Genomic DNA, 23,130 nt, shown 5'->3' on the forward strand with positions numbered 1-23,130 from the left:
CCCTCAACCTGAATAGGTTGCGGCCACGACGATCGGGCCGAGCACCGTGAGGACGACATTGCCGACCGCGTAGGGGACGGCGACGCCGAGCACCGGCGTCTGGCTCTCGGCAACGTCGCAGGCGCCGGTGACGGCGGCATCGACCGTCATGGCGCCGGCGAGCGCACCGCAGGTCACGACCGGATTCATGCGCAGCAGATAATAGGCAACCAGCGTTCCCACCGTCATCGGGACCAGCGTGACGACGATGCCCATGCCGACCAGCAACAGACCGTGCGCCTGGATCGCCGACCAGGCGGCAAGGCCGTTGCCGAGTCCGATCGCCGCGATGAAGCCGCCGAGGCCGATGTCGCTCAGGGTCTGCTGCGCCGCGGGCGGCATTGCGCCGATGCCCGGCCTGCGCGAACGCAACCAACCGCAGACGAGCCCGGCGATCAGCGCGCCGCCGCCGCCACCGAGTGTCAATGCGACAGTGCCGATTTTGAAGCTGGCAAGGCCGGCCAGAAGACCCACTGCGATGCCCGCAGCGAGAAAGGCGATGTCGGTGCGGTCGCTCGTATTCAGAGCGTGTCCCACTGGCGCCGTTGCCCGCGCGATATTGCCGGTGCTGCCGACCAGCGTCATGACGTCGCCGAGATAGACGCGCGTATCGGGACCGAGCGGCACTTCCCGCCCCATGCGCGTCAGCGCACGCAGGAATACACCGCGTGCATTGTCGCCGAGCCGGTCAACGATTTCGCGCAGTGAGCGGCCGTGCAGCTGGCGGTTCTCAACGAGCACTTCGATCACATTGCCGGGCAGGTTGCGCAGCAGTTCCCCCGCGTCGATCTCGGCCCCGAGGATCGGCTTGGCCGCGACGATCGCGGCGGTCGGACCGGCGATGACGATGTCGTCGCCGGCCTCGAGCACGGTATCCTGCTGCGGCTTGATGTCGGCCCCGCTGCGCACGATCCGCTCTACGACCGTGCGGCCGCCGATCTCCGCCTCGATGGCACCGATGGTACGACCAGCGCCGGCCGAGACGCGATAGGCGCGGGCCTGGAATTTGCGATATGACAGGTTTTCCGTCTTTGGCGGCGTACCGCCCGCGAGCTCCGCCTCGAGCTTTTTCGCCTCCGCCTTCAGATCGATCCGCATCAGCCGCGGCGCGACGAATGGCACGAACAGGAGCGTCAGGATGTAGCCGAGCACGTAGGTCACCGCATAGCCCGCCGCGATGTTGGCTTCCTGCTGCTTCAGCACGTCGCTCGGCAGGCCGAGCTGCGCCAGCGCGCCGGATGCGGTGCCGATCACCGAGGATTGCGTCAGCGCTCCTGCCGTCAGTCCTGCCGCTGTCCCCGTATCCAACGTGAAGACACGCGCGAAGATGAGCACGAGCGCGAGCCCCGTGGCGCCGATCACCAACGCCAGCACGACCTGTGCCAAGGTCCGCACGCTCAGCGAGGCGAAGAATTCCGGTCCAGAACGGTAACCGATCGTAAAGACGAACAGGCTGAACAGGATCGCCCGGAGGATCGGCGGGAACGTGAAGCTCCCGAGTTGTCCGATCAGCACGGCGACGATCAGGATGCAGGCGGTGGTTCCGATCGAGAAGCCGCGAATCCTGATGCGGCCGAGGATGGTGCCGATCGCGATCGCGAGCAGCAGGAAAATTTCCGGTGCGGTGGCGATGATCCACCTGACGGTTTCCATGGCATTCCCCCGGCGCTTTGGAGCGATTTGATTGGCGGCGGCCGGATGTTGCTTGATCCAGATCAAGCCTTCGCGGCGACGTGGCGGCGGCTATGACGCGATGGAATGTTCGCGAAAGCCCATATTGCCGTCATGAGTACCCTGAACGTCACAACCGGTGCGATCCGCCGCGACGAGACAGTCGAGATCGTCCTGCTGCTCGCCTTTGTCGGCGGCTATATCGACGCCTATACCTGGATCATCCACGGCGTGTTGGCGAATGCCCAGACCGCCAACCTGATCTTCCTGTGGGTTCACGCGATGGCGGGCAACTGGGCGAAGGCGCTGCACTTCGTGCCGCCAATCCTGGCGTTCGCGGTCGGCATCGTGCTCGCAGCCTGGCTGCGCCGCGCAACGGGCGAGCGGGCCAGCGCGGTCAGTACGTTGATCGAGATCCTGCTGTTGATAGCGATCGGCATCTTGCACAATAGGTTGCCCGATTTGGCTGGAACGCTCGGTATTTCCGCCGTGGCAGCGATGCAGGCCGCAATGTTCGTCAAGGTCGAAGGCACAGTGTGCAGCACGGTGATGATCACCAGCAACATGCGTCAGGCCATCGAGAACGTCTTCGCAGTCGCAGCAGGCGGCGCACCACTCGGAACGCTGCGCCGCTCGGGCATTTTCATCGCGTTGTGCGTCGTGTTCGGCTTCGGTGCCGCCGCCGGAGCCTTTGCAACCAAGAGCGTCCCCGATCTCGCGCTGGGCCTGCCGGTCGTCGCGCTGTTGATCGTGCTGCTGCGCTGCGAAGCGCTACGTTCGCAGGAGGGGAGATGAGCGCGCCAATAATCAGGTGAGCGTCGCACAACGAACGGCCTGATCTTTTCGTGTTGCGCTGCGAACGGCACGGCGTCGGCCCGCAGAATGCACGCGACCGTTGACTTGGATCAATGGAGCGAGCCGCGCCGCACCCACGATCCGCATCACCTTTAGAGGATCGGGAGAGAGAGATGTCCAAAGACGCCAAGCCCGCACAGAAGCGTATCGACCAGTTCTTTTCCGGCCCGGGCGCGCGGGCAGACGACTGGCGCGACCTTGTGGAGGCGGCAAAGACCTGGGCGCGCGTGGGCAATCGCGCAGCCTATGACGCGGCGTTGGCCGATCTTTCGATCATCGAAGAATTTCACGGCTATCCCGGTCCGCACCTCATGGCGGCGCTGCGGGAAGCAGCAGTCGCCGGCGACGGTGCATCATCGTTCGCCCTTACGACGAGAATTGCCCAGGCACTGGCGACGCGATCCTTCCGCCAACATGCCGGTGACTGGAGCCCCAAGGACGACGGCAACGGCGATGCGCCCGAGCTGGCGCCGCCGGCCTTTGGCGCGCACAGCGCGCGCAGGCCGTATTTCGAAACCCTGATCGTCACCGGCGTATCTTCCAGCCAATGGCCGGCGCTGGCCGCGGAATGGCGCAAGCTGCGGCGCCCGGTCGACGCGTTCATCTATGAACCTGTGATCGTCGGCAGCCTGGAGGACGCTTTCTGTGCGACGATGCTCAATCCGAACATCGGAGCCGTCATCATCAACGAGGGCTTTGGCCTGCGTTCGCGGCACGATGCACCGGTGTTGCGCTCGATCATGGCCTCGGCCGGTCTCAACGACGAAACCGACGCTTCGGCGCTGCGGCTCGCCCAGATCATCAAGCGCGTCAGGCCCGAGCTCGATCTTTACATGATTTCGAACCGCGACGTGGAGGAGCTCGCCGGCAATCCCGAGGCGGATGTGGTCCGTCGCATCTTCTATTCCGTTGAAGAGCTGCTGGAACTCCACCTATCGATCCTCGAAGGCATCCAGGATCGCTACGACACGCCGTTCTTCGACAATCTCAAGAAATACGCCCAGCGTCCGATCGGCACCTTCCACGCGCTGCCGATCGCCCGCGGCAAGTCGATCTTCAAGTCCGACTGGATCCGGGACATGGGCGAGTTCTACGGCCCGAACCTGTTCCTGGCCGAGAGCAGCGCCACCACCGGCGGTCTCGACAGCATGCTGGAGCCGACCGGCAACATCAAGAAGGCGCAGGAGAAGGCGGCGAGGGCGCTCGGCGCCGACCGCGTCTTCTTTGTCACCAACGGCACATCGACGTCCAACAAGATGGCGGTGCAGGCGCTGCTCGCGCCCGGCGACATCGCGATTGTCGACCGCAATTGCCACAAGTCGCATCACTACGGCATGGTGCTGGCCGGTGCGCAGCCGCTCTACGTCGAAGCCTTCCCGATGACGGAATATTCGATGTACGGCGCGGTGCCGCTGAAGACCATCAAGCAGGCGCTGCTGGGCGCCAAGGCCGATGGCCGGCTCGACCGCGTCAAGATGGTCGACCTCACCAACTGCACCTTCGACGGCCATATCTACAACACACGGCGGGTGATGGAGGAATGCCTCGCCATCAAGCCCGATCTGATCTTCCTGTGGGATGAAGCCTGGTTCGGCTTCGCGCGTTTCTCGCCATTCCTGCGCCGCCGCACCGGACTTGGCGCGGCCAACGAGATCGAGGCATGGATGCGCGATCCCAAGTCGGTCGCGGCCTATGAGAAGCAGCAGGCCGAGCTCGGCAAGAACCCGTCCGACGAGGTGCTGCTCAAGACCCGGCTGATCCCGGACCCCCGACAGATCCGGCTGCGCGTCTACCAGACCAACTCGACCCACAAGTCGATGTCGGCGATCCGCCAGGGCTCGATGCTCTCGGTCAAGGACGTCGAATTCCACACCGTGGAGCAGCAGTTCAAGGAAGCGGTGTTCACCCACGCCTCGACAAGTCCGAACCAGCAGCTGATCGCGAGCCTTGACATCTCACGGCGGCAGATGGAGCTGGAGGGCTATGGCCTCGTCGCCAATGCGATCGAGATCGCGTTCGCGATCCGCCAGGCGGTCAACAACAACCCGCTGATCTCGAAATATTTCCGCATCCTCGGTGCCGACGCCATGGTGCCGGCGCAGTACCGCCAGAGCGGCTTCACCGACTTCCTCGCCCCCGGCGTCAACTGGGCGAACACGCTGAAGAGCCTGGACGAGGACGAGTTCTGCCTCGACCCGACCCGCATGACGCTGGTATGCGGCACGGCCGGCTATGACGGCACGCAGTTCAAAGGCATTCTCGCCAACGAGTACAACATCCAGGTCAACAAGACCTCCCGCAACTCGGTGCTGGTCCAATCCAACATCAACAACACTCGCAGCGACGTCGCGCATCTCGTTCGCGTGCTCGCCGAGATCGCGGGCGAGATCGACCGCGGCCTGGCCCAGGGCGGTGCCAATGCGCGAAAGACCTTCGAGGCACGGGTGACGAGCCTCATGAAGGACGTACCCGATCTGCCGAACTTCTCGCATTTCCACCCGAGCTTCCGCGGCGATGCTGGCACCAAGACCAACGAGGGCGACATCCGCAGCGGCTTCTACGCGGCCTATGACGTCGCCGGCTGCGAGCACATCCGCCTCAACGATCCCGAGATCGACCGGCGGCTGAAGGCCGGGCCCGAGCTCGTCTCGGCCAACTTCGTGATCCCGTATCCGCCGGGCTTCCCGATCATGGTGCCCGGCCAGGTCATCACCCAGGAGACGATCGACTTCATGCGCAAGCTCGATGTGAAGGAGATCCACGGCTACGACGCCAAGGAAGGGCTGAAACTCGTACGGACGGAAGCCTTGGCCAAGCTCGGCAGGCCAAAGCCCAGCGCCCAGCCGAAGCTCAAGGCCGCGTCATAGGTCGGGAGGGGACGAACATGCAGGCATTTTTCCAGTTCTTGCAACAGTACCCGTATCTGCTGCTGTTCTTCGTGGTCGGTCTCGCCGTCTATATCGGCCGAGCCAGCATCAAGGGTTATGGCCTCGGCATGGTCGCCGGTGCCATCGTGGTCGGCGCGGGCATCTCGGTCTGGGCATCCAGCTATGGCGTGAAGCTGGAGTTGAACAACTTCGCCAAGAGCCTGTTCTACTATCTCTTCATGTACGGCGTCGGCCTGCGCGTAGGTCCGTCCTTCGTCAACAGCCTGCGGGGCGACGGGATCAAATTCTTGTTCCTCGCGGTGGTGTCGAGTGTGATCGGCCTGACCCTCGTCGTGCTTGGGGCGAAGCTCTTCGCATTGCCGCCCGGTGCGGCTGGCGGAATGCTGGCGGGATCGCAGACCATGTCGGCGGCGATCGGCTCGGCCGAGCAGGCCGTCACGTCGGGAGTCGTGAAACTGCCTGCCGGGATGAAGCCCGAGGATGCCTCCGGCATGATCGCTTTGTCCTACGGTATTACCTACATTTGGGGCACCGTCGGCATCATCCTGATCTGCAAATACCTGCCGCGCTGGTGGGGCGTCGATGCCAAGGCCGCCGCCAAGAAGTATGAGCAGGAGTTCGGCGTCAAAGATCTCGAAGGCGGCGCCCTGACCGGCTACCGTCAGTTCGGTCTGCGGGCCTACCGGCTGGAGAATCCTGCGACGATCGGGATGAGCATCGCCAAATTCCGCACGGTCAATCCCGAGTACCGTATCGTCAATGTCGGGCGCAATGGTGAGCCGCAGGGGGCTGATCCCGAGCTCGTGCTGCAGAAGGGCGATATCGTCGCGCTGGGCGGATCGACCGAGCATCTGACTGAGAAGATGGGCCTGATTGGTCCGGAGGTCGCCGATGCCAAGACGCTCGGTATACCCATGGACCAGGCGGAAATCGTCGTCTTCAACAAGGACGTCGTCGGGCGGACCTTCGAGTCCTTCCGCGACACGGCCATCGCCGGCCAGCTGCAGGTGACCAAGGTCGAGCGGGGCGGGGTGCAGATCCCGGCCGGTCTCAAGACCAAGCTGGAGCGCATGGACATCGTCTCGGTGGTCGGCCTGAAGTCGGCGGTCAACGAGCTCGGCGAGATGTGGGGCCGCATCGCGCGCGCCAACACCTCGACCGACTTGCTGACCCTGTCGGTCGGCATGATCATCGGCTTCCTCATCGGCATGATCGAATTCCCCGCCTTCGGTGCCAAGGTCGGTCTCGGCAATGCCGGCGGGCTGTTGCTGTCCGGCGTGATCGTGTCCTCGGTCGTGTCGCGGCTGCGCTTCTTCGGCAATACGCCGAACGCGGCGCGAAACGTGCTCGAGGATCTCGGCCTCGTTGTGTTCGTCGCGATCGTCGGGGTCAATGCCGGCGCCGGCCTGTTGGCTCAGCTCACCGGCGCGCTCGCGCTCAAGATCTTCATCGTCGGCTTCATCGCGTGCACGATCCCGCCGTTCATCGTCTGGGCGATCGGCTTCCACGTCTTCAAGATCAATCCGGCGGTGCTGATGGGCGGCGTTGCCGGCGCGCGGTCGCATTCCGGCCCGTGCCGCGAGGCCGCGGTCGAGATCCAGAGCTCCGTGCCCTGGATCGGATTCCCGGTCGGCTATGCCGTCTCGGGCATCCTTCTCACCATCTTCGGCTACTTCGCGATGATCCTGGCTCAATAAGGGGAAGAAAACGTCATGAGAAAACTGTCCTTCGGCGCCGTCCTGGTCGCTTCGCTCGCCGCTGTTGCCGGCTTTAGCACGTCCGCGCGTGCCGACACCGGCCAGGTCGCGGTCGTCTTCACCAAGGGTGGCTTCATCGTCGGCGCCGGTGGCGGTGAGGGCGTTCTGGTCTACCGGGGCAAGAAATACCCATTCACGGTGTCTGGCATGAGCGTGGGCCTCACCATCGGAGCGTCGACCACGAAGTTCGTCGGCCGCGCGCTCAATCTAAAGGGGCCGGCGTCGATCGAAGGCTCTTATGCCGTGGGAGGAGCGGGTGGGGCAATCGCCGCAGGTGCCGGCGCCGTTCAGTTGCAAAACAGCAATGGCGTGATCCTCCAGCTCAGCGGCCCGCGGGTCGGCGCGGAAGTATCGGCTGCAGTCGGTGGCGTCACGATCCGCCTGAAATCGAGTTGAAGGGGTTGTATGGCCATTGAGCGATCGACGGCAGCGTCGGGCCCCTAGGGCATGATCCGGAAAAGTGTGTAGCGGTTTTCCGAATAGAACATGCTCAAACAACAACCTAAAGCGCGATGACGATTCATTCCAATCGCATCGCGCTTTAGCGGCCTGACGCTGCTCAATAGCGCTGCGCGACGAAACTCATTTTCTTGAGGCTGGCCTGGTCGTTGTAGCGTCCCTTGTCGGAGCGCTTCGGCAGTTTGATCTTGTCCTTCTTGATGCGCTTGAAGGGGATGGCGCCGAGAAGGTGCGCGATGCAGTTGAGCCGCGCCCTTCGTTTGTCGTCAGAGCGGACGATGTTCCAGGGCGCATCCTTCGTGCTGGTCTTCTTCAGCATCAGGTCGCGCGCGCGCGAATAATCGTACCAGCGACGGAAGGATTCCAGGTCCATCGGACTGAGCTTCCACTGTCGGACCGGGTCGTCGATGCGGGCCTTGAAACGGCGCTCCTGCTCGTCCATGCCGACCTCGAGCCAGATCTTGATCAGGATGATGCCGCCGTCGATGACGTATTTCTCCATCTGCGGGCACAGGTTGAGGAAACGCTCGTGCTCGGCGGGGGTGCAGAAGCCCATGACGTATTCGACACCGGCGCGGTTGTACCAGCTCCGGTCGAAGATCACGATCTCGCCGCCGGCCGGAAATCGCTCCATGTAGCGCTGGAAGAACAATTGTGTCTTCTCGCGGTCGGACGGCGCGGGCAGGGCGACGACCCGGAACACGCGCGGGCTGACCTTCTCGGTGATCGCCTTGATCGTGCCGCCCTTGCCGGCGGCGTCCCGACCCTCGAACAGGACGATGACCCGGAGCTTGTTTTCCCGCACGTAGTCCTGGAGATGGCACAGCTCGACCTGGAGCTTCTCGAGCTCCTTCTGGTAATCCTTCCGCTTCATCCGCTCCGCAGGGCCGTCCTTCGCCATGCCGATCCCACCTGTTGCTAATCGTCCCAGGAAATGGTCACGCCGATGTCGCCGGGCACGCCGCCCGGAAAATCGATGATCTGATAGGCGATGCGATAGCCGCGCGGTTTCAGGTAATCGGTCCAGAGCTGGAAGATCTCCTTGGGAATTCCGGTCAGGGTGTTCTCCCAGCCCTTCTCCATCTGATTGATGGCGCGGCCCTTGTCCGTGCAGAGCGAGTTGGGGAAGCGATAGACCAGCACTTCCGTGAGGCCGTTGCGCACCGCGCGCTGGATCACGGTCGAGGCGAGCTTGATCTTCTCCTCCTCGGTCTTGCCCGAGGGCTTGCTCAAGCGCTCGATCAAGGCGCGCTTCTCCGCCTCGGCCGCGGCGGCAAGGCGCACATATTCCTCCGCCTTTTCGGCTTCCTTGAGGGCGGCTTCCTTACGAATCTGGGCTGCGCTGGGGATGAGATCGTCTAGGCCGGGCATGGCGGGCGGCTCCTGATGGTTGTCCAATCAGCATGCGGCTGACGCTAGGGTTGGCACTGACGTGTTCCCTTGACTCAAATCAAACAAACGCGAACATACCCGAACACAGTGCCGCCCATGGACGTTTTGACCGGGAGAGACGTTTGAGCGAGCAGCTTCATCCGATGGCACCGCATCATCTGCCGTTTTATCTCGCACCGGGGAGCGGGACCGATACGCTGATGGTGGTGATGGGCGTATTCCTGATCGGGGCCGTGCTCTGGGTCGGCACGCTCTACTGGAAACTGCACAGCCTGCCCGAGCGGATGGCGCACAAAACGCATAAACTGCAGTTCGAGTTAGTCGCCGTGCTCGGCCTGATCTCGCTGTTCACGCACATGCACATCTTCTGGATCGCCGGACTGCTCCTCGCAATGATCGATCTTCCGGATTTCGGCACGCCGCTGCGCAGCATTGCCGGGTCCGTCGAGAAGATCGCCGACGCGACGCCGGCCTCCGATGCGGAGGAAGTCCAGGCTGAGGCGGCCGTCGCACCGCCCCCCGCGGACAAGCCGGGACCCGCCAAGGAGAAGGAGCGCAGTCATGCTTGAGCTGCTGATCTGCTCCCTCGTCACGATCCTTCCGGACTACCTGTACCGCCGCTACGCCCAGGGCAAGCGCTTCGGGAAGGAAATCACCTTCTTCTCGGTCTGGTACGAGCTGCGCTGGGGCATCACCGCCTGCCTGATGCTGACGGTGTCGCTCATCACCATGATCTTCTACTTCCATCCGGCGACATCGTCGGCGACGCTGTACTTCCGCACCGTGCCAATTCTGCCCGAAGGCTCGGGCCGTGTTGCCGAGGTCAAAGTCGGCTTCACCGCGCCCGTCAAACAGGGCGATGTGCTGTTCACGCTCGATAGCTCGAAGCAAAAGGCTGCGGTCGAGACCGCCAAGCGGAAGGTGGCAGAAGTCGATGCCGCCATGCAGACGGCGCAGGCCGACGTGGTCAAGGCCGAGGCGCAGCTCGGCGAAGCGAGGGCCAACTACCAGCAGGCCAAAGACGAGCTCGAGGTCAAGACCGAGCTCCAGCGCCGCAATCCCGGCATCGTTCCACAGCGTGACATCGACAAGCTCCAGGTGCTGGTCGATCAGCGACAGTCCGGCATCGACGCCGCGACGGCGGCGAAGCAGTCAGTGTCCTTGCAGGTCTCGGCTCTGCTGCCGGCCCAGAAGGCCAGCGCCGAAGCCGCGCTCGACCAGGCGCAGGTCGATCTCGACAAGACTTTCGTACGCGCCGGCGTCGACGGGCGCGTCGAGCAGTTCCTGGTTCGCCCCGGCGATGTCGTCAACCAGCTGATGCGTCCGGCCGGTGTTCTCGTTCCGGAGGGCGCGGGCCGCAAGGCGCTCCAGGCCGGTTTCGGCCAGATCGAGGCGCAGGTCATGAAGACCGGCATGGTGGCGGAAGCGACCTGCATATCCAAACCCTGGGTCATCATCCCCATGGTGATCACGACGGTGCAGGACTACATCGCGGCCGGGCAGTTTCGCACCGGAGAGCAGCTCATCGACCCGCAGAATGCCGTCCGTCCCGGCACGATCCTGGTTTTCCTGGAGCCGCTCTACAAGGGCGGTCTCGACGGTGTCACGCCGGGCTCGAGCTGCATCGTCAACGCCTACACCAGCAATCACGAGGAGATTTCGGCCAAGGACACCTCGACCAGCCGGAAGATCGCGCTGCACGTCGTCGACGGCGTCGGCCTCGTGCACGCGCTGCTGCTGCGGATCCAGGCGCTGTTGCTGCCGATCCAGACGCTCGTGCTGAGCGGCGGGCATTGAACGAGAGAAGAGGACGGACGAGACGTGGTCTCCGAAAGTCGTCCTCGCCTGCCATTTCGGCCGCCGGCGCCTATTATGCGCCGTCCTGCGCGCAACTGGTGGACGCCTATGGCCGCGTCGTCACGCGCTGCTCAGGCCCGCGTCGGGGGCTGTCCGTATGGTGCGATTCCAGCTAGAATTGCCTGGAAAGCGGCTGGCCGTAAGCTGCGAGGTGCAGCATGAGCGGGGGCGCGTGCAAAGACCGGGTGAAGCCACGGCTCGCTGCCGCGCTCCTCTGTCTCGGCCTGCTCGTGGCCGAGTGCCTGTTTGCTGGGCAAGCCGGTGCGGTCGAGCGGAGCCGGCGCGGAGAGCTTAAGCGCGTGCTGTTGCTGCATTCCTTCGGCCGCGAGTTTCGGCCATGGAGCGAGTATGCGCGCGACATCAAGGCCGAGCTCGAGCGGCAATCGCCCTGGCCACTGGATATCCAGGAGCACGCGCTGCTCACCGCGCGCTTCAACAATCCGGGTCCCGAGGCGCCCTTCGTCGAGTATCTGCACTCGCTGTACCAGGGGGCGACGCCCGACATCGTCGTGAGCATCGGCGCGCCCGCCGCCCGATTTGCGCAGAAATACCGCGCTCGGCTGTTCCCCGATGCGCCGCTGATCTTGACCGCAGTCGAGCATCGACTGATCGATCGCGCCAATCTCGGCGACAACGATGTCGTCGTGGCTGTCCGCAACGATTTCGTCGCGGCCTTCGACAACATTCTTCAGGTCCTGCCCGATACAAAATCGGTTGCGATCGTGGTCGGAGCTTCGCCGCTCGAGAGGTTTTGGACGGAGGAGCTGAAGCGGGAGCTGAAACCTTTTGCGGAGCGGATCGAACTCGTTTGGTACTCGGATTTGTCGTTCGAGGAGATCCTGAAGCGCTCATCGAAGCTCCCGTCTCACACCGCGCTGTTCTGGGGGCTGATGTCCGTCGATGCGGCCGGGGTGGTCTATGAGAGCGACTGGGCGCTGCGCAGCCTGCATGCCGTCGCGAACGCCCCGATCTTCTCCTACCAGGAGCCGTTCTTCGGCGAGAGCACGGTCGGGGGACCGATGCACTTGATTGGGGAAACGACGTCGCGGACCGTCAGCGCCGCGATCGGCATTCTCGGCGGCGCGAAACCGGCGAGCATCAATTATGAGCCGATCGCCTTCGCCGCGCCGCGTTACGACTGGCGGGAGCTGCAGCGCTGGGACATCAGCGAGAGTCGCCTGCCCAAGGGAAGCACCATCCTGTTTCGCGAGCCGAGTATCTGGCAGCGCTATCACTGGCAGATGCTGATGATCTCGGCCGTGTTCCTGATCCAGGCGGGACTCATCAGCGGGCTCCTGCACGAGCGTCGCCGGCGCCGCGTCGCCGAAGTCGAATCGCGTCAGCGGCTGGCGGAACTCGCCCACGTCAACCGCTACTCGGCAGTTGGCGAGCTGACCACATCGATCGCACATGAACTGAACCAGCCACTCGGATCGATTCTGACCAATGCGGAGACTGCAGAGCTCATGCTCAGGGCCGCTCAGCCCGACCTTGTCGAGATTCAGCAGATCCTCGCCGACATCAGAAGGGACGACCAACGGGCGAGCGAGGTGATCCGTAGGCTGCGCAGCGTTCTGAAAAAGACCCCGTTTGAGGTCAAGCACATCGAGCTCAACGATACAGTGCGCGAAGCAATCGATCTGGTGAAGGCCCTCGCTCAGGGACGCCGGATCACGTTGAGCTATTTGCCGGCCCTGGCCGGCCTTCACGTCAAGGGAGATCCGGTCCAGCTTCAGCAGGTCATTCTCAACCTGATCATCAACGCGATGGATGCGATTTCCGATGCGGAGGCCGGAAAGCGGGAGGTCAGCGTCGCGACCCAGCTTGCCGGCAATCAGGCCGAAATCAGGATCGCCGACACCGGGCCCGGAATACCCGCCTCCGATCTCGCAAACCTGTTTGATCCGTTCTTCACGACCAAACCGCAAGGCATGGGCATGGGCCTTGCAATCGCCAGAACCATCGTCGAGGCCCATCACGGCACGATCGCTGCTGCGAACCAGCCTGCGGGCGGCGCACTGTTCACGATCAGGCTTCCGACCGCTCGCTGAGCGGGCGGTATCTTGATCTTGATCAAACATCACGGCGCTGAAGCCGTTCTCTCTCGGTCGCATGACAAGTACGACGGGCGAGCGTGAGGCGTATGAGACGTCGTGACTTCATGAGGCTGGTTGGTGCTGCCGCTGCATTGCCGGTCCTGGCGAAAGCCCAGGACCGAATGCCCGCCGTCGGCGTGCTGACGGGCAATGTCGTTGGTGATCCCGGCGCGCAAATGCGCGTGGAAGCCTTTCAGCAGGGTCTCACCGATCGAGGCTGGGTCGCCAACCAGAACTACCGCCTGGAGGTGCGCTGGCCGGGCCCCGATCCCGCGCGCCAGAAGTTGGAGGCGCTCGAGCTCGTCGCCGCGGCGCCGGACGTGCTGTTCTCGACCAGTACGGGATCAACACGTGCGCTGCGCGATGCAACGCAACGAATTCCGATCGTCTTCGTGGGGCTTTCCGATCCGGTAGGGACGGGCCTTGTCGCCAATCTGGCCCGGCCGGCCGGAAATTTGACCGGCTTTTCGCTTTATGAGCATTCGATGAGCGGGAAGTGGCTCGGCCTTTTGAAGGACATGGTGCCGGGGATGAGCCATGCGGCCCTGCTGTTCAATCCGGAATCGGCACCCTACGGACCGTTCTATGTTCAAGCGGCGCACCAGATGGAAAGCCGTCTCGGCCTCAAGATCGCCGGTGCGAGCGTTCGCAGCGGTCCGGAGATGGCGGGAGCGATCGAGACGGCGGCGCGCACAGGCGGCGGCCTCGTCGTGCTGCCGGATGGCGGCTTCTTCGGAACCCACAGCGCGATGGCCATTGCATTGCTGGCGCAGCGGCGCGTGCCCGCCATCTTCGCAGTCCGTTTCTACGCGTCGAATGGCGGGTTGATGTCGTATGGTGCAGATCTGACCCAGCAATTTCGTGATGGCGCCGGCTATGTCGACCGTCTCCTGCGCGGTGCCGATATCAGCACTCTTCCGGTGCAATTTGCCACCAGGTTTGAGTTCGTCATCAATATGAAGACGGCCAGGGCGCTCGGCCTGACGGTCCCGAGCCGGCTTCTGCTGGATGCCGAGCTGATCGAATGATAATCCGATCTTGCGCTGCGGCAGCCCCGACTGCCTCGTTTCGTTGATCTCGATCAACAAACGCCTGCGCCCCGGCTTGATCCTCCCGCACTCGAAGTCCCAGGGAGGATGTGATGTTTCGTTGCGGCAAGACCCTGATGGCGCTGGCGCTGTTGATGGCAACTTCGGTCGCCGCAATGGCGCAGACCCCAACGACGCCTGCAGCCCCGGCGCCGCAGGCGCAGCCTGCCAGCCCGCCCGCACCGGCGGCCGAGCTCCTGAAGCCCGAGCAGCTCGAGGCCCTCGTCGCGCCGATCGCGCTTTATCCGGACGAGTTGCTCGCCAATGTACTGGCCGCCTCGACCTATCCGCTGGAGGTGGTGCAGGCCGACCGCTGGCTGAAGGAGCGCAAGAGCCTGAAGGGCGATGCGCTGAAGACGGAAGTGGAAAAGCAGGGCTGGGACGACAGCGTCAAGGCGCTGGCCAGCACCGCCGATGTCCTCGCGATGATGAGCGAGCAGCTCGACTGGACCAAGAAGCTGGGCGATGCCTTCCTCGCCCAGCAGCCCGACGTCATGGACGCGATCCAGCGTCTGCGCAACAAGGCCTATGACAACAAGAAGCTGGTGACGACCAAGCAGCAGAAGGTCAGCGTCCAGTCTCAGGAAGGCAAGCAGGTCGTCGTGATCCAGCAGGCCGATCCCGCGGCGATGTACGTGCCGTATTACGACCCGGCGACGGTCTACGGCAGCTGGCCCTATGCGGAGTATCCGCCCTATTATTGGGGCTACCCGTCTTATATCGGCGCCGGCGTGGTCGCGGCTGGCATCGCGTTCGGCACGGCCTGGGCGATCGGACGCTGGGGCAATTACTGGGGCGGCGGCTGCAACTGGGGCAACCGCAACGTCTATGTCAACCATCGCACCACGAACATCGGCAATGGCTGGCAGCACAATCCGGCGCATCGCGGCGGTGTGCGCTACAACAACAGCAATGTTCAGCAGCGCTTCGGCAACAACAATCTGAAGGCCGGCGTGTCGGACCGGATGGATTTCCGCGGCCGCGACGGCAACCAGGTGCTGCGCCCCGACCAGGGTGCCGGGGACCGGGCGGGAGATCGTGCGGGTGATCGCGGCGGTCCAGGAGATCGCGCAGGAGATCGCGCAGGGGATCGCGCCGGCAATCGTGGCGACCGTCCGGGCGCGGGCGATCGCCCCAGCGCAGGGACGCGCGACCGGCCTGGCGGCGGCGATCGTGCCGGTGCCGGTGATCGTGCCAAAGGTGCGACCAAGGGCGGTGGCGATCGCGCCAAGGCTGCGAACCGCGCCGGTGGCGGTGCGGCCAATCGTGGCGGCGGCAGTCGCGGCGGTGCCATGAACGTCTCCTCCGGCCGCTCGGCGGCTGCAGCATCCGCGCGCGGCCGCGCCAGCATGGCGAGCATGCCGCGCGGTGGCGGCGGCGGACCAAGCTTTGCCGGCCGCGGCGGCGGTGGCGGAATGGCGATGCGTGGCGGCGGTGGGGGAGGCGGCTTCCGCGGCGGTGGCGGTGGTGGTCGGCGCTCGGATATCGCGCTCAAGCATGACATCGTCCTGCTCGGTCATCTCTCAAACGGCCTTGGCTATTATCGCTTCAGCTATATCGGCAGCGACAAGGCTTATGTCGGCGTGATGGCGCAGGAGGTCGAGCAGGCGATGCCCGCTGCCGTGACCCGCGGCAGCGACGGCTATCTGCGCGTCCATTACGAAAAACTCGGGCTGGCGTTCCGCACCTATCGCGACTGGCTCGCCGGCGGCGCGAAAATTCCTGCGGAGGTGATGCCATGACCGGCATGAAATCGTTTAGCCGTGCGCTGATACCCGGCGTCCTCGCGCTCGCGCTGCTCGGATCGGCCTCTCTCGCACAGGAATCCTACAAGACACCGGAAGAGGCCGCATCTGCGCTCGCCGCCGCGGTCAAGAGCGGCCCGAAAGACATCTTGAAAGTGCTCGGCAGGAATGCGGAGGACATCGTGTCGTCCGGCGACGAGATTGCGGACAACGACATTCGGGCGCGTTTCACTGCGATGTACGACGCCAAGCACGGCATCAAGGCGGAGGGCAACAAGACCGCCACCTTGATGCTCGGGCCGGACGATTTTCCGTTTCCAATTCCGCTGGTCAACACCAGGACGGGTTGGGCGTTCGACACCGACGAGGGACGCATTGAGGTGCTGCGCCGTCGCATCGGCCGCAACGAGCTCGACGCGATCCAGACCGCGCTCGCCTTCGTCGACGCGCAAAACGAATATGCGGAAAAGGACCGCGGCGAGGGCGTCGGCGTCTACGCGCAGCGCATTGTCTCCTCGCCCGGCAAGAAGGACGGCCTGTTCTGGCGCGACGACAGCGATCCGAGTCCGCTCGGCGCGCTGGCGGCCGAAGCCTCGAAGGAGGGCTATCGCGGCGGCGATGTCGGCCCTGCACCCTATCACGGCTATTACTTCCGGATTCTGAAAGGGCAGGGGCGGGACGCACCCGGCGGCGCGCTCAACTACGTCGTCAAGGGCAAGATGATCGGTGGCTTCGGCCTGATCGCCTGGCCCGCGGAGTACGGCAATTCGGGCGTGATGACCTTCCTGGTCAATCATGACGGCGTCGTCTATCAGAAGGATCTCGGCAAGCGCACGGCGTTCGTCGCCGAGCGCACAACGTTGTTCGATCCCGACGAGACCTGGAAGAAGGTCGATGCCGCAAAACCCTGAGCCGCGCGTGCGCGCATTTCGCCTGATCGCGCTGCTCCTGCTCGCGCTCGGGCTGACCCTGCCGGCGGCGCCGTCCTTCGCGCAGGCCACCGGTCAGGTCAGAGTGAAGATCGTCAAAGCGGGATTCCTGGCCGGCGGTGGCGTGGGCAGCGGCGTGTTGACGTACCGGGGCAAGACCTACCCCTTCAACGTCAGCGGCGTGAGCCTGGGCATCACGGTCGGTGCAACGGTCGGCCGCCTCGACGGCTGGGCATCCGGTATCCGGGAGGTCAGTGACTTCGCCGGCAACTACAGCTCCGTCGGCGGCGGCTTTGCGCTGGTCGGCGGCGCCAATGGTGTGCACCTGCGCAATGAAAAGGGCGTCACGATGGTGCTGCAAGGCCCGAAGGCGGGACTCGAGCTGGCGGCCAATATCAGTCGGATCACGATCGCTTTGAGGTGAGGCTCAAGCCGGGCGCGCGGATCAAAGCGTGAGCGACAGGTGCACCGTTCTCGGATCGTCACTCCGCGCGAGCTTGAAGCCCGCCTTCGCGAACACGCTGCGCATGGGCATGTTGTCGGACAGAACCTCGGCTGTGAGCTCTCTTACGCCTTGTTCGCGCGCGATCTCTGTCAGGTGCCTCAGCAATAAGGAGCCCACCCCGCGACCTTGCCAGGCATCCACCACGACGAAGGCCATCTCGGCCCGACCGGGCTCGACGATGACGTACCGGCCGCCGCCGATAATGGCGTATCGACCCTGTTCCTCGGCGAGAGCGGCCAGCGCAACGTGATTGCTGAAATCCACGTCCATGAAGAAGGCACGCTCCTTCTCCGAGAAATGCCGTTTCAAAACGAAGAACCGGTTCTGCAGCGACTGCGGTCCGGTACGCGCGACGGCGGCGAGCGTGTCCACCTCGTCGCTGGCGCGAAGCGCGCGGACCTGGATCGGGGTGCTGTCCTTCAGCACGGTTTGCACGCTGTAAGTTGCAGCTTGGGACATTGCCGATGTCGCTCTTTCAAAACCGCCCGGCCGGGTCTCATGCCCTATAATGCAGGATAGACGCCTCCGAAGCGTGCAGATCATCTTGACCTAGATCAACGTTCGTCCTCGCTCCAAGCCGTCAATTGGCCGAGGCGACGGAGAGGTCGAGAACATGTCCATGCACAAGATGCAAATTCCGGGCGGTCCCATGTCGGGGCTGGTCGCCTCGGCAGTCGAATACCTCGTCGATGCGGGACAGCGCAGTATCCTGTTCCTGGATATCATGCGCCGGCGCGGGGACCAGTACAGGGAGCACCTCGCGCAAACCGCCCCGCATGTTCTGCAATATGCGGCGGAGTTGATCATCGACGGGCGCCAGCTCGCCGAACCCGTCAATTACGCGCTGGTGCGCATCGTTCCGCCCGCCAACGTCGAGATCGACATGAACCGGCGGCCGTTCGTCGTGGTCGATCCGCGTGCGGGCCACGGCCCCGGCATCGGCGGCTTCAAGGCCGACAGCGAGATCGGGGTGGCGATGAAAGCAGGCCATCCCTGCTACTTCATCGGATTCCTGCCGGACCCGATGCCCGGTCAGACCATCGAGCGCATCGCGCGTGCCGAAGCCATCTTCATCGAAAGGGTCATGAGCCTTCACCCGGATGCCGACGGCAAGCCCTGCGTGATCGGCAATTGTCAGGCCGGATGGGCCGTCATGATCCTGGCCTCGCTACGTCCCGAGCTATTCGGCCCGCTGATCATCGCCGGCGCGCCGCTGGCCTATTGGGCCGGCGTGCATGGAAAATATCCGATGCGCTACTCGGGCGGCCTGTTGGGCGGAAGCTGGTTGACGGCCCTGACCTCCGATCTCGGCGCCGGCAAGTTCGATGGTGCTTGGCTGGTGCAGAACTTCGAGAACCAGAACCCGTCGAATACGCTCTGGACCAAGCAATACAACGTCTATTCCAAGGTCGACACCGAGGCGGATCGTTACCTCGAATTCGAGCGTTGGTGGGGCGGCCACGTCAACCTGAACGCCGAGGAGATCCAATTCATCGTCGATGAGCTGTTCGTCGGCAACAACCTCGCGGCCGGCAACATCGAAATGTCCGATGGCCGGAAGGTCGACCTTCGCAACATCAGATCCCCGATCGTGGTGTTCTGCTCGGAGGGCGACAACATCACGCCGCCGCAGCAGGCGCTGCATTGGATCCTCGATTGCTATGCCGATGTCGATGAGATCAGGGCCTATGGCCAGACCATCGTCTACACCGTGCACCAGAACATCGGCCATCTCGGCATCTTCGTCTCCGGCGGCGTCGCCAAGAAGGAGCACGCGGAATTTTCCAGCAACATCGACCTCATCGACGTTCTGCCGCCCGGACTCTATGAAGCGACGTTCGAGGCGAAGGATGAGGAAACCGCAAGTTCGGATCTGGTCGTCGGCCAGTGGGTGATGCGCTGCGAAGCGCGGACGCTCGACGACATCCGCGCCATGGGCGGCAATTCGCCTGAGGACGAGCGACGCTTTGCCACCGCCAAACGAATCTCGGAAATCAACCTGGCGGCCTATCGAAAATTCGTCCAGCCATGGCTCAAGCGCATGGTGACGCCACAGATGGCCGAATGGGCTCACAACATGCATCCGCTGCGGCTGCAATACGAGCTGTTCAGCAGCCAGAATCCTTTCATGGCGACGGTGAAATCATTGGCCGAGAAGGCCGCCGAGAAGCGCAAGCCGGTCGCTGCGGACAATCCGTTCCTGGCGTTCCAGGAGCAGATCTCGAAGCAGGTCGTTCACGCCCTCGACAGCTGGCGCGATTCACAGGAGGCGCTCAGCGAAGCGATGTTCCTCAGCGTCTACGGATCCCCGGCGCTCCAGGCGGCGGTCGGGATCGATCCGACGTCCACGCCGTCGCGTCGGCGTGAGATGTCCGCCGAGCATCGCACCATGCTCGAGAAGCGCATTGCCGAGCTGAAGTCGCGGATCGGTGAGGGCGGCCTCCGTGAAGCGGCGTTACGCGCTTTGCTCTATGTCGGCTCGGCACGGGGGATGGTGGACGAACGCAGCATCGAGGCTCTGCGCCGGGTCCGCCGGGATCATGGCGGCGCACGCATGTCTCTTGCCGAGTTCAAGATGCTGGTACGCGAGCAGTTCTTCATGCTGCTGCTCGACCGGGAAGGGGCGCTCGCTGCAATCCCGAAATTGCTGCCTGACGACATGAACGTTCGCCGCGCAGCATTCGAGGCGATCGAGCAGGTGCTGTCGGCCAGTGCGGATGTCACCGGCGAGCGCGCCAACCGGCTGCGGCAGATCGCCGGCCTGTTTGGCCTCGACACCGCGGAAGGTGCCGAAAGGGCGTCGAACGTTGCCCCTTTCGATCCCAAGGCGAAGGCGTCGTAACGCGAGTTGCAAGGATCGGGAGCGACATCATGTCAGCAGATGCGACGGCCACGCAGTCTCCCAGCAAGTATGATCGCCTGATCGCGGCGGCCAGGGCAATCCCGCCGACGCCGACCGTCGTGGTGCATCCCTGCGATGAGACATCCTTGCGCGGCGCCGTCGACAGCGCGTCTGCCGGCATCATCCGGCCGCTCCTGGTCGGACCGGAGCGGAAGATCCGGGATACGGCTGGCACGTTCGGCCTGGACATCTCGGGTTATGAGATCGTGGATGCCGCGCACAGCGACGAAGCCGCGGCGAGGGGTGTCGAATTGATCCATGCCGCGCGCGGCGAACTGCTCATGAAGGGCAGCCTTCACACCGACGAGCTGATGCGAGCCGTCACGGCCAAAGTCGGGGGATTGCGCACCGATCGGCGCATCAGCCACGTTTTCGTCATGGATGTGCCGGCCTACGCCGAGACGATCTTCGTCACTGACGCCGCAATCAACATCTTCCCCGATCTGGACGCCAAGCGGGACATCATTCAGAACGCGATCGATCTCTACAATCAGGCGGGCTTCGGCAAGTCGCCGCGGGTGGCCATCCTTTCCGCGGTCGAAACCGTCACATCGAAGATTCCATCCACGATCGAGGCCGCGGCGCTCTGCAAAATGGCGGATCGCGGCCAGATCACGGGCGGCGTGCTCGACGGGCCGCTGGCGTTCGACAACGCGATCGACCTCGAATCCGCACGGATCAAGGGCATCAAGTCCGAGGTGGCCGGCCGCGCTCAGATCCTGGTCGTGCCCGATCTCGAAGCGGGCAACATGCTGGCCAAGAACCTCGCCTATTTCGCCAAGGCCGACGGCGCCGGCATTGTGCTCGGCGCGCGCGTCCCCGTCGTCCTGACCTCGCGTGCGGACAGCCCAAGAGCGCGGATGGCGTCCTGCGCGGTTGCTGCACTTTATGCTCACGCGCGGCGCCAGAAGGCGCCGACAGTCGCGGCGTGACCGCCATGGACAGCATACTCGTCGTCAACGCCGGCTCCTCGAGCGTCAAGTTCCAGGTCTTTGCGGTCGAGGGTGAGGGCGTTCTGCGCCGCCTGATCAAGGGGCAGGTGGACGGCATCGGCAGCCGTCCGCGCTTGCGGGCAAGCAGGGCAGGCAACGATCCCATGGCGGACCGGGCCTATCCGATCGAGGCCATTCCGGACGTGCCGGCGGCGATGCAAGTCGCGGGGGAATGGCTGCGGAACGAGGCGCGCATCCATCCATTGGCGGTCGGGCATCGCGTCGTCCATGGCGGGCCGGATCATGAGCGGCCAATTCTTGTCGATCATGGCGTGGTGGCACGTCTGGAACGCTTCGTCACGTTGGCGCCGCTGCATCAGCCGCACAATCTGGCGCCGATCCGCTCGATCCTGGCCAATTTCCCGACGATCCCGCAGGTCGCGTGCTTCGACACCGCGTTCCACCGCACGCACGGTCCGCTGGCCGATCATTACGCCATCCCCCACCAGCTCCACGCCGAAGGTGTGCGGCGCTACGGCTTTCACGGGCTCTCCTATGAGTACATCTCCAGGGCGCTGCCGCAGATCGCGCCAGACGTCGCGAAGCGCCGGGTGATTGTCGCCCATCTCGGCAGTGGCGCGTCGATGTGCGCGATGAAGAACGGGCTGAGCGTCGAGAGCACGATGGGATTCACCGCGCTCGATGGGCTGCCGATGGGCACGCGTCCGGGCCAGCTCGATCCGGGGGTCGTGCTGTACCTATTGTCCGAGAAGGGGATGACGGCATCGAAGGTGCAGGATTTCCTCTATCGCGATTGCGGATTGAAGGGGCTTTCCGGGGTCAGCAACGACATGCGCGAGCTAGAGACGAGTGCGGAGCCACAAGCGAAGCTGGCGGTCGACTATTTCGTCTATCGGATCGGCCTTAACGCCGGCATGCTGGCGGCGGCGCTGCAGGGGATCGACGCCTTCGTCTTCACCGCCGGCATCGGGGAGAACTCGAGCAGTATCCGCGCACGCGTGGCGGAGCAACTCGGCTGGCTTGGCGTGGCACTCGACCCGGCCGAGAACACACGCCATTCGCGGCTGATATCGGCAAGGACGAGTCTCGTTCCGGTCTACGTCGTCCCGACGGACGAGGAGCTCATGATCGCGCAGCACACGCTGGCGCTGCTGATGAACGGCCAATCGCCCAACCCAAGACAAGAGAGGGTGTCATGATTCCAGTATTTCCGGACAGCAAGGTCGCTCTGAAGGGGAAGAAGGGCCTCGTCGTCGGCATCGCTAACGACCAGTCGATCGCCTGGGGTTGCGCCAGGGCGTTTCGCGCGCTCGGCGCCGACCTCGCCGTCACCTATCTGAACGACCGCGCCAAGAAGCACGTCGAGCCGCTGGCGCAGGCGCTCGAAGCGCCGATCTTCCTGCCGCTCGACGTCATGGTCGAAGGCCAGACCGAGGCGGTCTTCGAGCGGATCGAGTCGGAGTGGGGGCAGCTCGATTTCCTGCTTCATTCCATCGCCTTCTCGCCGAAGGAAGCACTGCACGGCCGCGTCGTCGATGTCGGCCGCGACGGCTTTCTGAAGACCATGGACGTCTCCTGCTGGTCCTTCCTGCGGATGGCACATCTGGCCGAACCCCTGATGAAGAACGGCGGCACGATGTTCACCATGACCTATTACGGCAGCCAGATGGTGGTGGAGAACTACAACATCATGGGCGTCGCCAAGGCGGCGCTCGAGGCCGCCGTTCGCTACGCCGCTGCCGAGCTCGGTCCGAAGGGCATCCGCGTGCACGCGATCTCGCCGGGACCGCTCGCGACCCGCGCAGCCTCCGGCATTCCGGAGTTCGACGAGCTGATGGACAAGGCGCAATCCAAGGCGCCCTCGCGCAGCCTCGTCAGCATCGACGATGTCGGCAATGCCACCGCGTTCCTGGCGCTCGACGGCGCCAAGCTGATCACCGGTGGCGTGCTCTATATCGACGGCGGCTATCACATCATCGATTGACCGGCGCAAC

General features: G+C 64.1%; 19 protein-coding genes. 15 read left to right on the forward strand and 4 right to left on the reverse strand.

Features of this window, described 5'->3' with window-relative positions:
- Positions 1–3: 3 nt before the first annotated feature.
- On the reverse strand, positions 4–1,692 hold the full coding sequence (locus GA0061099_RS17845) for an aspartate:alanine exchanger family transporter (protein ID WP_036028021.1): 1,689 nt from the start codon (positions 1,690–1,692) through the stop codon (positions 4–6).
- A 132-nt stretch (positions 1,693–1,824) separates the two neighbouring features.
- Between GA0061099_RS17845 and GA0061099_RS17850 the strand changes: the two genes are divergently transcribed.
- From GA0061099_RS17850 to GA0061099_RS17865, 4 genes are all read left to right on the forward strand, one after another.
- Positions 1,825–2,505, forward strand: a complete 681-nt coding sequence (locus tag GA0061099_RS17850) for a YoaK family protein (RefSeq protein ID WP_036028022.1) — start codon at positions 1,825–1,827, stop codon at positions 2,503–2,505.
- 173 nt (positions 2,506–2,678) lie between these two features.
- Positions 2,679–5,432: a decarboxylase gene (locus GA0061099_RS17855; RefSeq protein WP_036027992.1), complete on the forward strand. Its 2,754-nt coding sequence runs from the start codon at positions 2,679–2,681 to the stop codon at positions 5,430–5,432.
- 17 nt (positions 5,433–5,449) lie between these two features.
- The gene (locus tag GA0061099_RS17860) at positions 5,450–7,150 is read left to right on the forward strand and encodes an aspartate:alanine exchanger family transporter (RefSeq protein WP_035999441.1); all 1,701 of its coding nucleotides are present in this window, start codon (positions 5,450–5,452) and stop codon (positions 7,148–7,150) included.
- 15 nt (positions 7,151–7,165) lie between these two features.
- Entirely contained in the window at positions 7,166–7,606 is a 441-nt protein-coding gene (locus tag GA0061099_RS17865) for a hypothetical protein (protein ID WP_035999439.1), read from the forward strand.
- 163 nt (positions 7,607–7,769) lie between these two features.
- Here GA0061099_RS17865 and ppk2 read toward each other — a convergent pair whose 3' ends face one another.
- Together ppk2 and GA0061099_RS17875 are read right to left on the reverse strand one after the other, a co-directional pair.
- The gene (ppk2, locus tag GA0061099_RS17870; protein ID WP_036027993.1) at positions 7,770–8,570 is read right to left on the reverse strand and encodes a polyphosphate kinase 2; all 801 of its coding nucleotides are present in this window, start codon (positions 8,568–8,570) and stop codon (positions 7,770–7,772) included.
- A 17-nt stretch (positions 8,571–8,587) separates the two neighbouring features.
- Complete coding sequence (locus GA0061099_RS17875; protein WP_035999435.1) at positions 8,588–9,040, reverse strand: hypothetical protein; 453 nt, start codon at positions 9,038–9,040, stop codon at positions 8,588–8,590.
- Between the two features lie 164 nt (positions 9,041–9,204).
- On the opposite strand from GA0061099_RS17875, the gene GA0061099_RS17880 reads away from it, so the two are divergent.
- The 7 genes from GA0061099_RS17880 (at position 9,205) to GA0061099_RS17910 (ending at position 17,200) form a co-directional block, all read left to right on the forward strand.
- Positions 9,205–9,630 carry a hypothetical protein gene (locus tag GA0061099_RS17880; protein WP_035999432.1) on the forward strand — a complete coding sequence of 142 codons (426 nt, stop codon included), beginning with the start codon at positions 9,205–9,207 and terminating at the stop codon, positions 9,628–9,630.
- Positions 9,623–10,858, forward strand: coding sequence for an HlyD family secretion protein (locus tag GA0061099_RS17885; protein ID WP_036027994.1), 1,236 nt, complete (start codon positions 9,623–9,625; stop codon positions 10,856–10,858). Before GA0061099_RS17880 ends, GA0061099_RS17885 begins: the two co-directional genes overlap by 8 nt.
- Before the next feature lie 218 nt (positions 10,859–11,076).
- The gene (locus GA0061099_RS17890; RefSeq protein WP_036027995.1) at positions 11,077–12,969 is read left to right on the forward strand and encodes an ATP-binding protein; all 1,893 of its coding nucleotides are present in this window, start codon (positions 11,077–11,079) and stop codon (positions 12,967–12,969) included.
- 167 nt (positions 12,970–13,136) lie between these two features.
- Entirely contained in the window at positions 13,137–14,042 is a 906-nt protein-coding gene (locus tag GA0061099_RS17895; protein WP_244429367.1) for an ABC transporter substrate-binding protein, read from the forward strand.
- 113 nt (positions 14,043–14,155) lie between these two features.
- The gene (locus GA0061099_RS17900) at positions 14,156–15,844 is read left to right on the forward strand and encodes a DUF3300 domain-containing protein (protein WP_036027997.1); all 1,689 of its coding nucleotides are present in this window, start codon (positions 14,156–14,158) and stop codon (positions 15,842–15,844) included.
- Positions 15,841–16,758, forward strand: coding sequence for a DUF2950 domain-containing protein (locus GA0061099_RS17905; protein ID WP_036027998.1), 918 nt, complete (start codon positions 15,841–15,843; stop codon positions 16,756–16,758). The genes GA0061099_RS17900 and GA0061099_RS17905 overlap by 4 nt, the downstream gene beginning before the upstream one ends.
- On the forward strand, positions 16,742–17,200 hold the full coding sequence (locus GA0061099_RS17910) for a hypothetical protein (RefSeq protein ID WP_035999416.1): 459 nt from the start codon (positions 16,742–16,744) through the stop codon (positions 17,198–17,200). Before GA0061099_RS17905 ends, GA0061099_RS17910 begins: the two co-directional genes overlap by 17 nt.
- A 21-nt stretch (positions 17,201–17,221) precedes the next feature.
- Here GA0061099_RS17910 and GA0061099_RS17915 read toward each other — a convergent pair whose 3' ends face one another.
- Positions 17,222–17,740, reverse strand: a complete 519-nt coding sequence (locus tag GA0061099_RS17915) for a GNAT family N-acetyltransferase (RefSeq protein WP_036027999.1) — start codon at positions 17,738–17,740, stop codon at positions 17,222–17,224.
- A gap of 154 nt (positions 17,741–17,894) precedes the next feature.
- Here GA0061099_RS17915 and GA0061099_RS17920 point away from each other — a divergent pair, with 154 nt between their 5' ends.
- Genes GA0061099_RS17920 through fabI form a run of 4 tightly spaced genes read left to right on the forward strand, consistent with a single transcriptional unit; the run spans position 17,895 to position 23,120 of the window.
- Positions 17,895–20,123, forward strand: a complete 2,229-nt coding sequence (locus tag GA0061099_RS17920; protein WP_036028000.1) for a DUF3141 domain-containing protein — start codon at positions 17,895–17,897, stop codon at positions 20,121–20,123.
- Positions 20,124–20,152: 29 nt separating this feature from the next.
- Entirely contained in the window at positions 20,153–21,115 is a 963-nt protein-coding gene (locus GA0061099_RS17925) for a phosphate acetyltransferase (RefSeq protein ID WP_036028001.1), read from the forward strand.
- Positions 21,116–21,120: 5 nt separating this feature from the next.
- Complete coding sequence (locus GA0061099_RS17930) at positions 21,121–22,335, forward strand: acetate/propionate family kinase (protein WP_036028002.1); 1,215 nt, start codon at positions 21,121–21,123, stop codon at positions 22,333–22,335.
- Positions 22,332–23,120, forward strand: a complete 789-nt coding sequence (fabI, locus tag GA0061099_RS17935) for an enoyl-ACP reductase FabI (RefSeq protein ID WP_036028003.1) — start codon at positions 22,332–22,334, stop codon at positions 23,118–23,120. Before GA0061099_RS17930 ends, fabI begins: the two co-directional genes overlap by 4 nt.
- Positions 23,121–23,130: the final 10 nt, after the last annotated feature.

The sequence above is a fragment of the Bradyrhizobium yuanmingense genome, assembly GCF_900094575.1.
GTDB lineage: Bacteria > Pseudomonadota > Alphaproteobacteria > Rhizobiales > Xanthobacteraceae > Bradyrhizobium > Bradyrhizobium yuanmingense.

Bases quoted from the DNA above. Each gene is read 5' to 3' on its own strand.
- GA0061099_RS17845 (WP_036028021.1), bottom strand. From the start codon at position 1,692: ATGGAAACCGTCAGGTGGATCATCGCCACCGCACCGGAAATTTTCCTG.
- GA0061099_RS17850 (WP_036028022.1), top strand. From the start codon at position 1,825: ATGAGTACCCTGAACGTCACAACCGGTGCGATCCGCCGCGACGAGACA.
- GA0061099_RS17855 (WP_036027992.1), top strand. From the start codon at position 2,679: ATGTCCAAAGACGCCAAGCCCGCACAGAAGCGTATCGACCAGTTCTTT.
- GA0061099_RS17860 (WP_035999441.1), top strand. From the start codon at position 5,450: ATGCAGGCATTTTTCCAGTTCTTGCAACAGTACCCGTATCTGCTGCTG.
- GA0061099_RS17865 (WP_035999439.1), top strand. From the start codon at position 7,166: ATGAGAAAACTGTCCTTCGGCGCCGTCCTGGTCGCTTCGCTCGCCGCT.
- ppk2 (WP_036027993.1), bottom strand. From the start codon at position 8,570: ATGGCGAAGGACGGCCCTGCGGAGCGGATGAAGCGGAAGGATTACCAG.
- GA0061099_RS17875 (WP_035999435.1), bottom strand. From the start codon at position 9,040: ATGCCCGGCCTAGACGATCTCATCCCCAGCGCAGCCCAGATTCGTAAG.
- GA0061099_RS17880 (WP_035999432.1), top strand. From the start codon at position 9,205: ATGGCACCGCATCATCTGCCGTTTTATCTCGCACCGGGGAGCGGGACC.
- GA0061099_RS17885 (WP_036027994.1), top strand. From the start codon at position 9,623: ATGCTTGAGCTGCTGATCTGCTCCCTCGTCACGATCCTTCCGGACTAC.
- GA0061099_RS17890 (WP_036027995.1), top strand. From the start codon at position 11,077: ATGAGCGGGGGCGCGTGCAAAGACCGGGTGAAGCCACGGCTCGCTGCC.
- GA0061099_RS17895 (WP_244429367.1), top strand. From the start codon at position 13,137: ATGCCCGCCGTCGGCGTGCTGACGGGCAATGTCGTTGGTGATCCCGGC.
- GA0061099_RS17900 (WP_036027997.1), top strand. From the start codon at position 14,156: ATGTTTCGTTGCGGCAAGACCCTGATGGCGCTGGCGCTGTTGATGGCA.
- GA0061099_RS17905 (WP_036027998.1), top strand. From the start codon at position 15,841: ATGACCGGCATGAAATCGTTTAGCCGTGCGCTGATACCCGGCGTCCTC.
- GA0061099_RS17910 (WP_035999416.1), top strand. From the start codon at position 16,742: ATGCCGCAAAACCCTGAGCCGCGCGTGCGCGCATTTCGCCTGATCGCG.
- GA0061099_RS17915 (WP_036027999.1), bottom strand. From the start codon at position 17,740: ATGTCCCAAGCTGCAACTTACAGCGTGCAAACCGTGCTGAAGGACAGC.
- GA0061099_RS17920 (WP_036028000.1), top strand. From the start codon at position 17,895: ATGTCCATGCACAAGATGCAAATTCCGGGCGGTCCCATGTCGGGGCTG.
- GA0061099_RS17925 (WP_036028001.1), top strand. From the start codon at position 20,153: ATGTCAGCAGATGCGACGGCCACGCAGTCTCCCAGCAAGTATGATCGC.
- GA0061099_RS17930 (WP_036028002.1), top strand. From the start codon at position 21,121: ATGGACAGCATACTCGTCGTCAACGCCGGCTCCTCGAGCGTCAAGTTC.
- fabI (WP_036028003.1), top strand. From the start codon at position 22,332: ATGATTCCAGTATTTCCGGACAGCAAGGTCGCTCTGAAGGGGAAGAAG.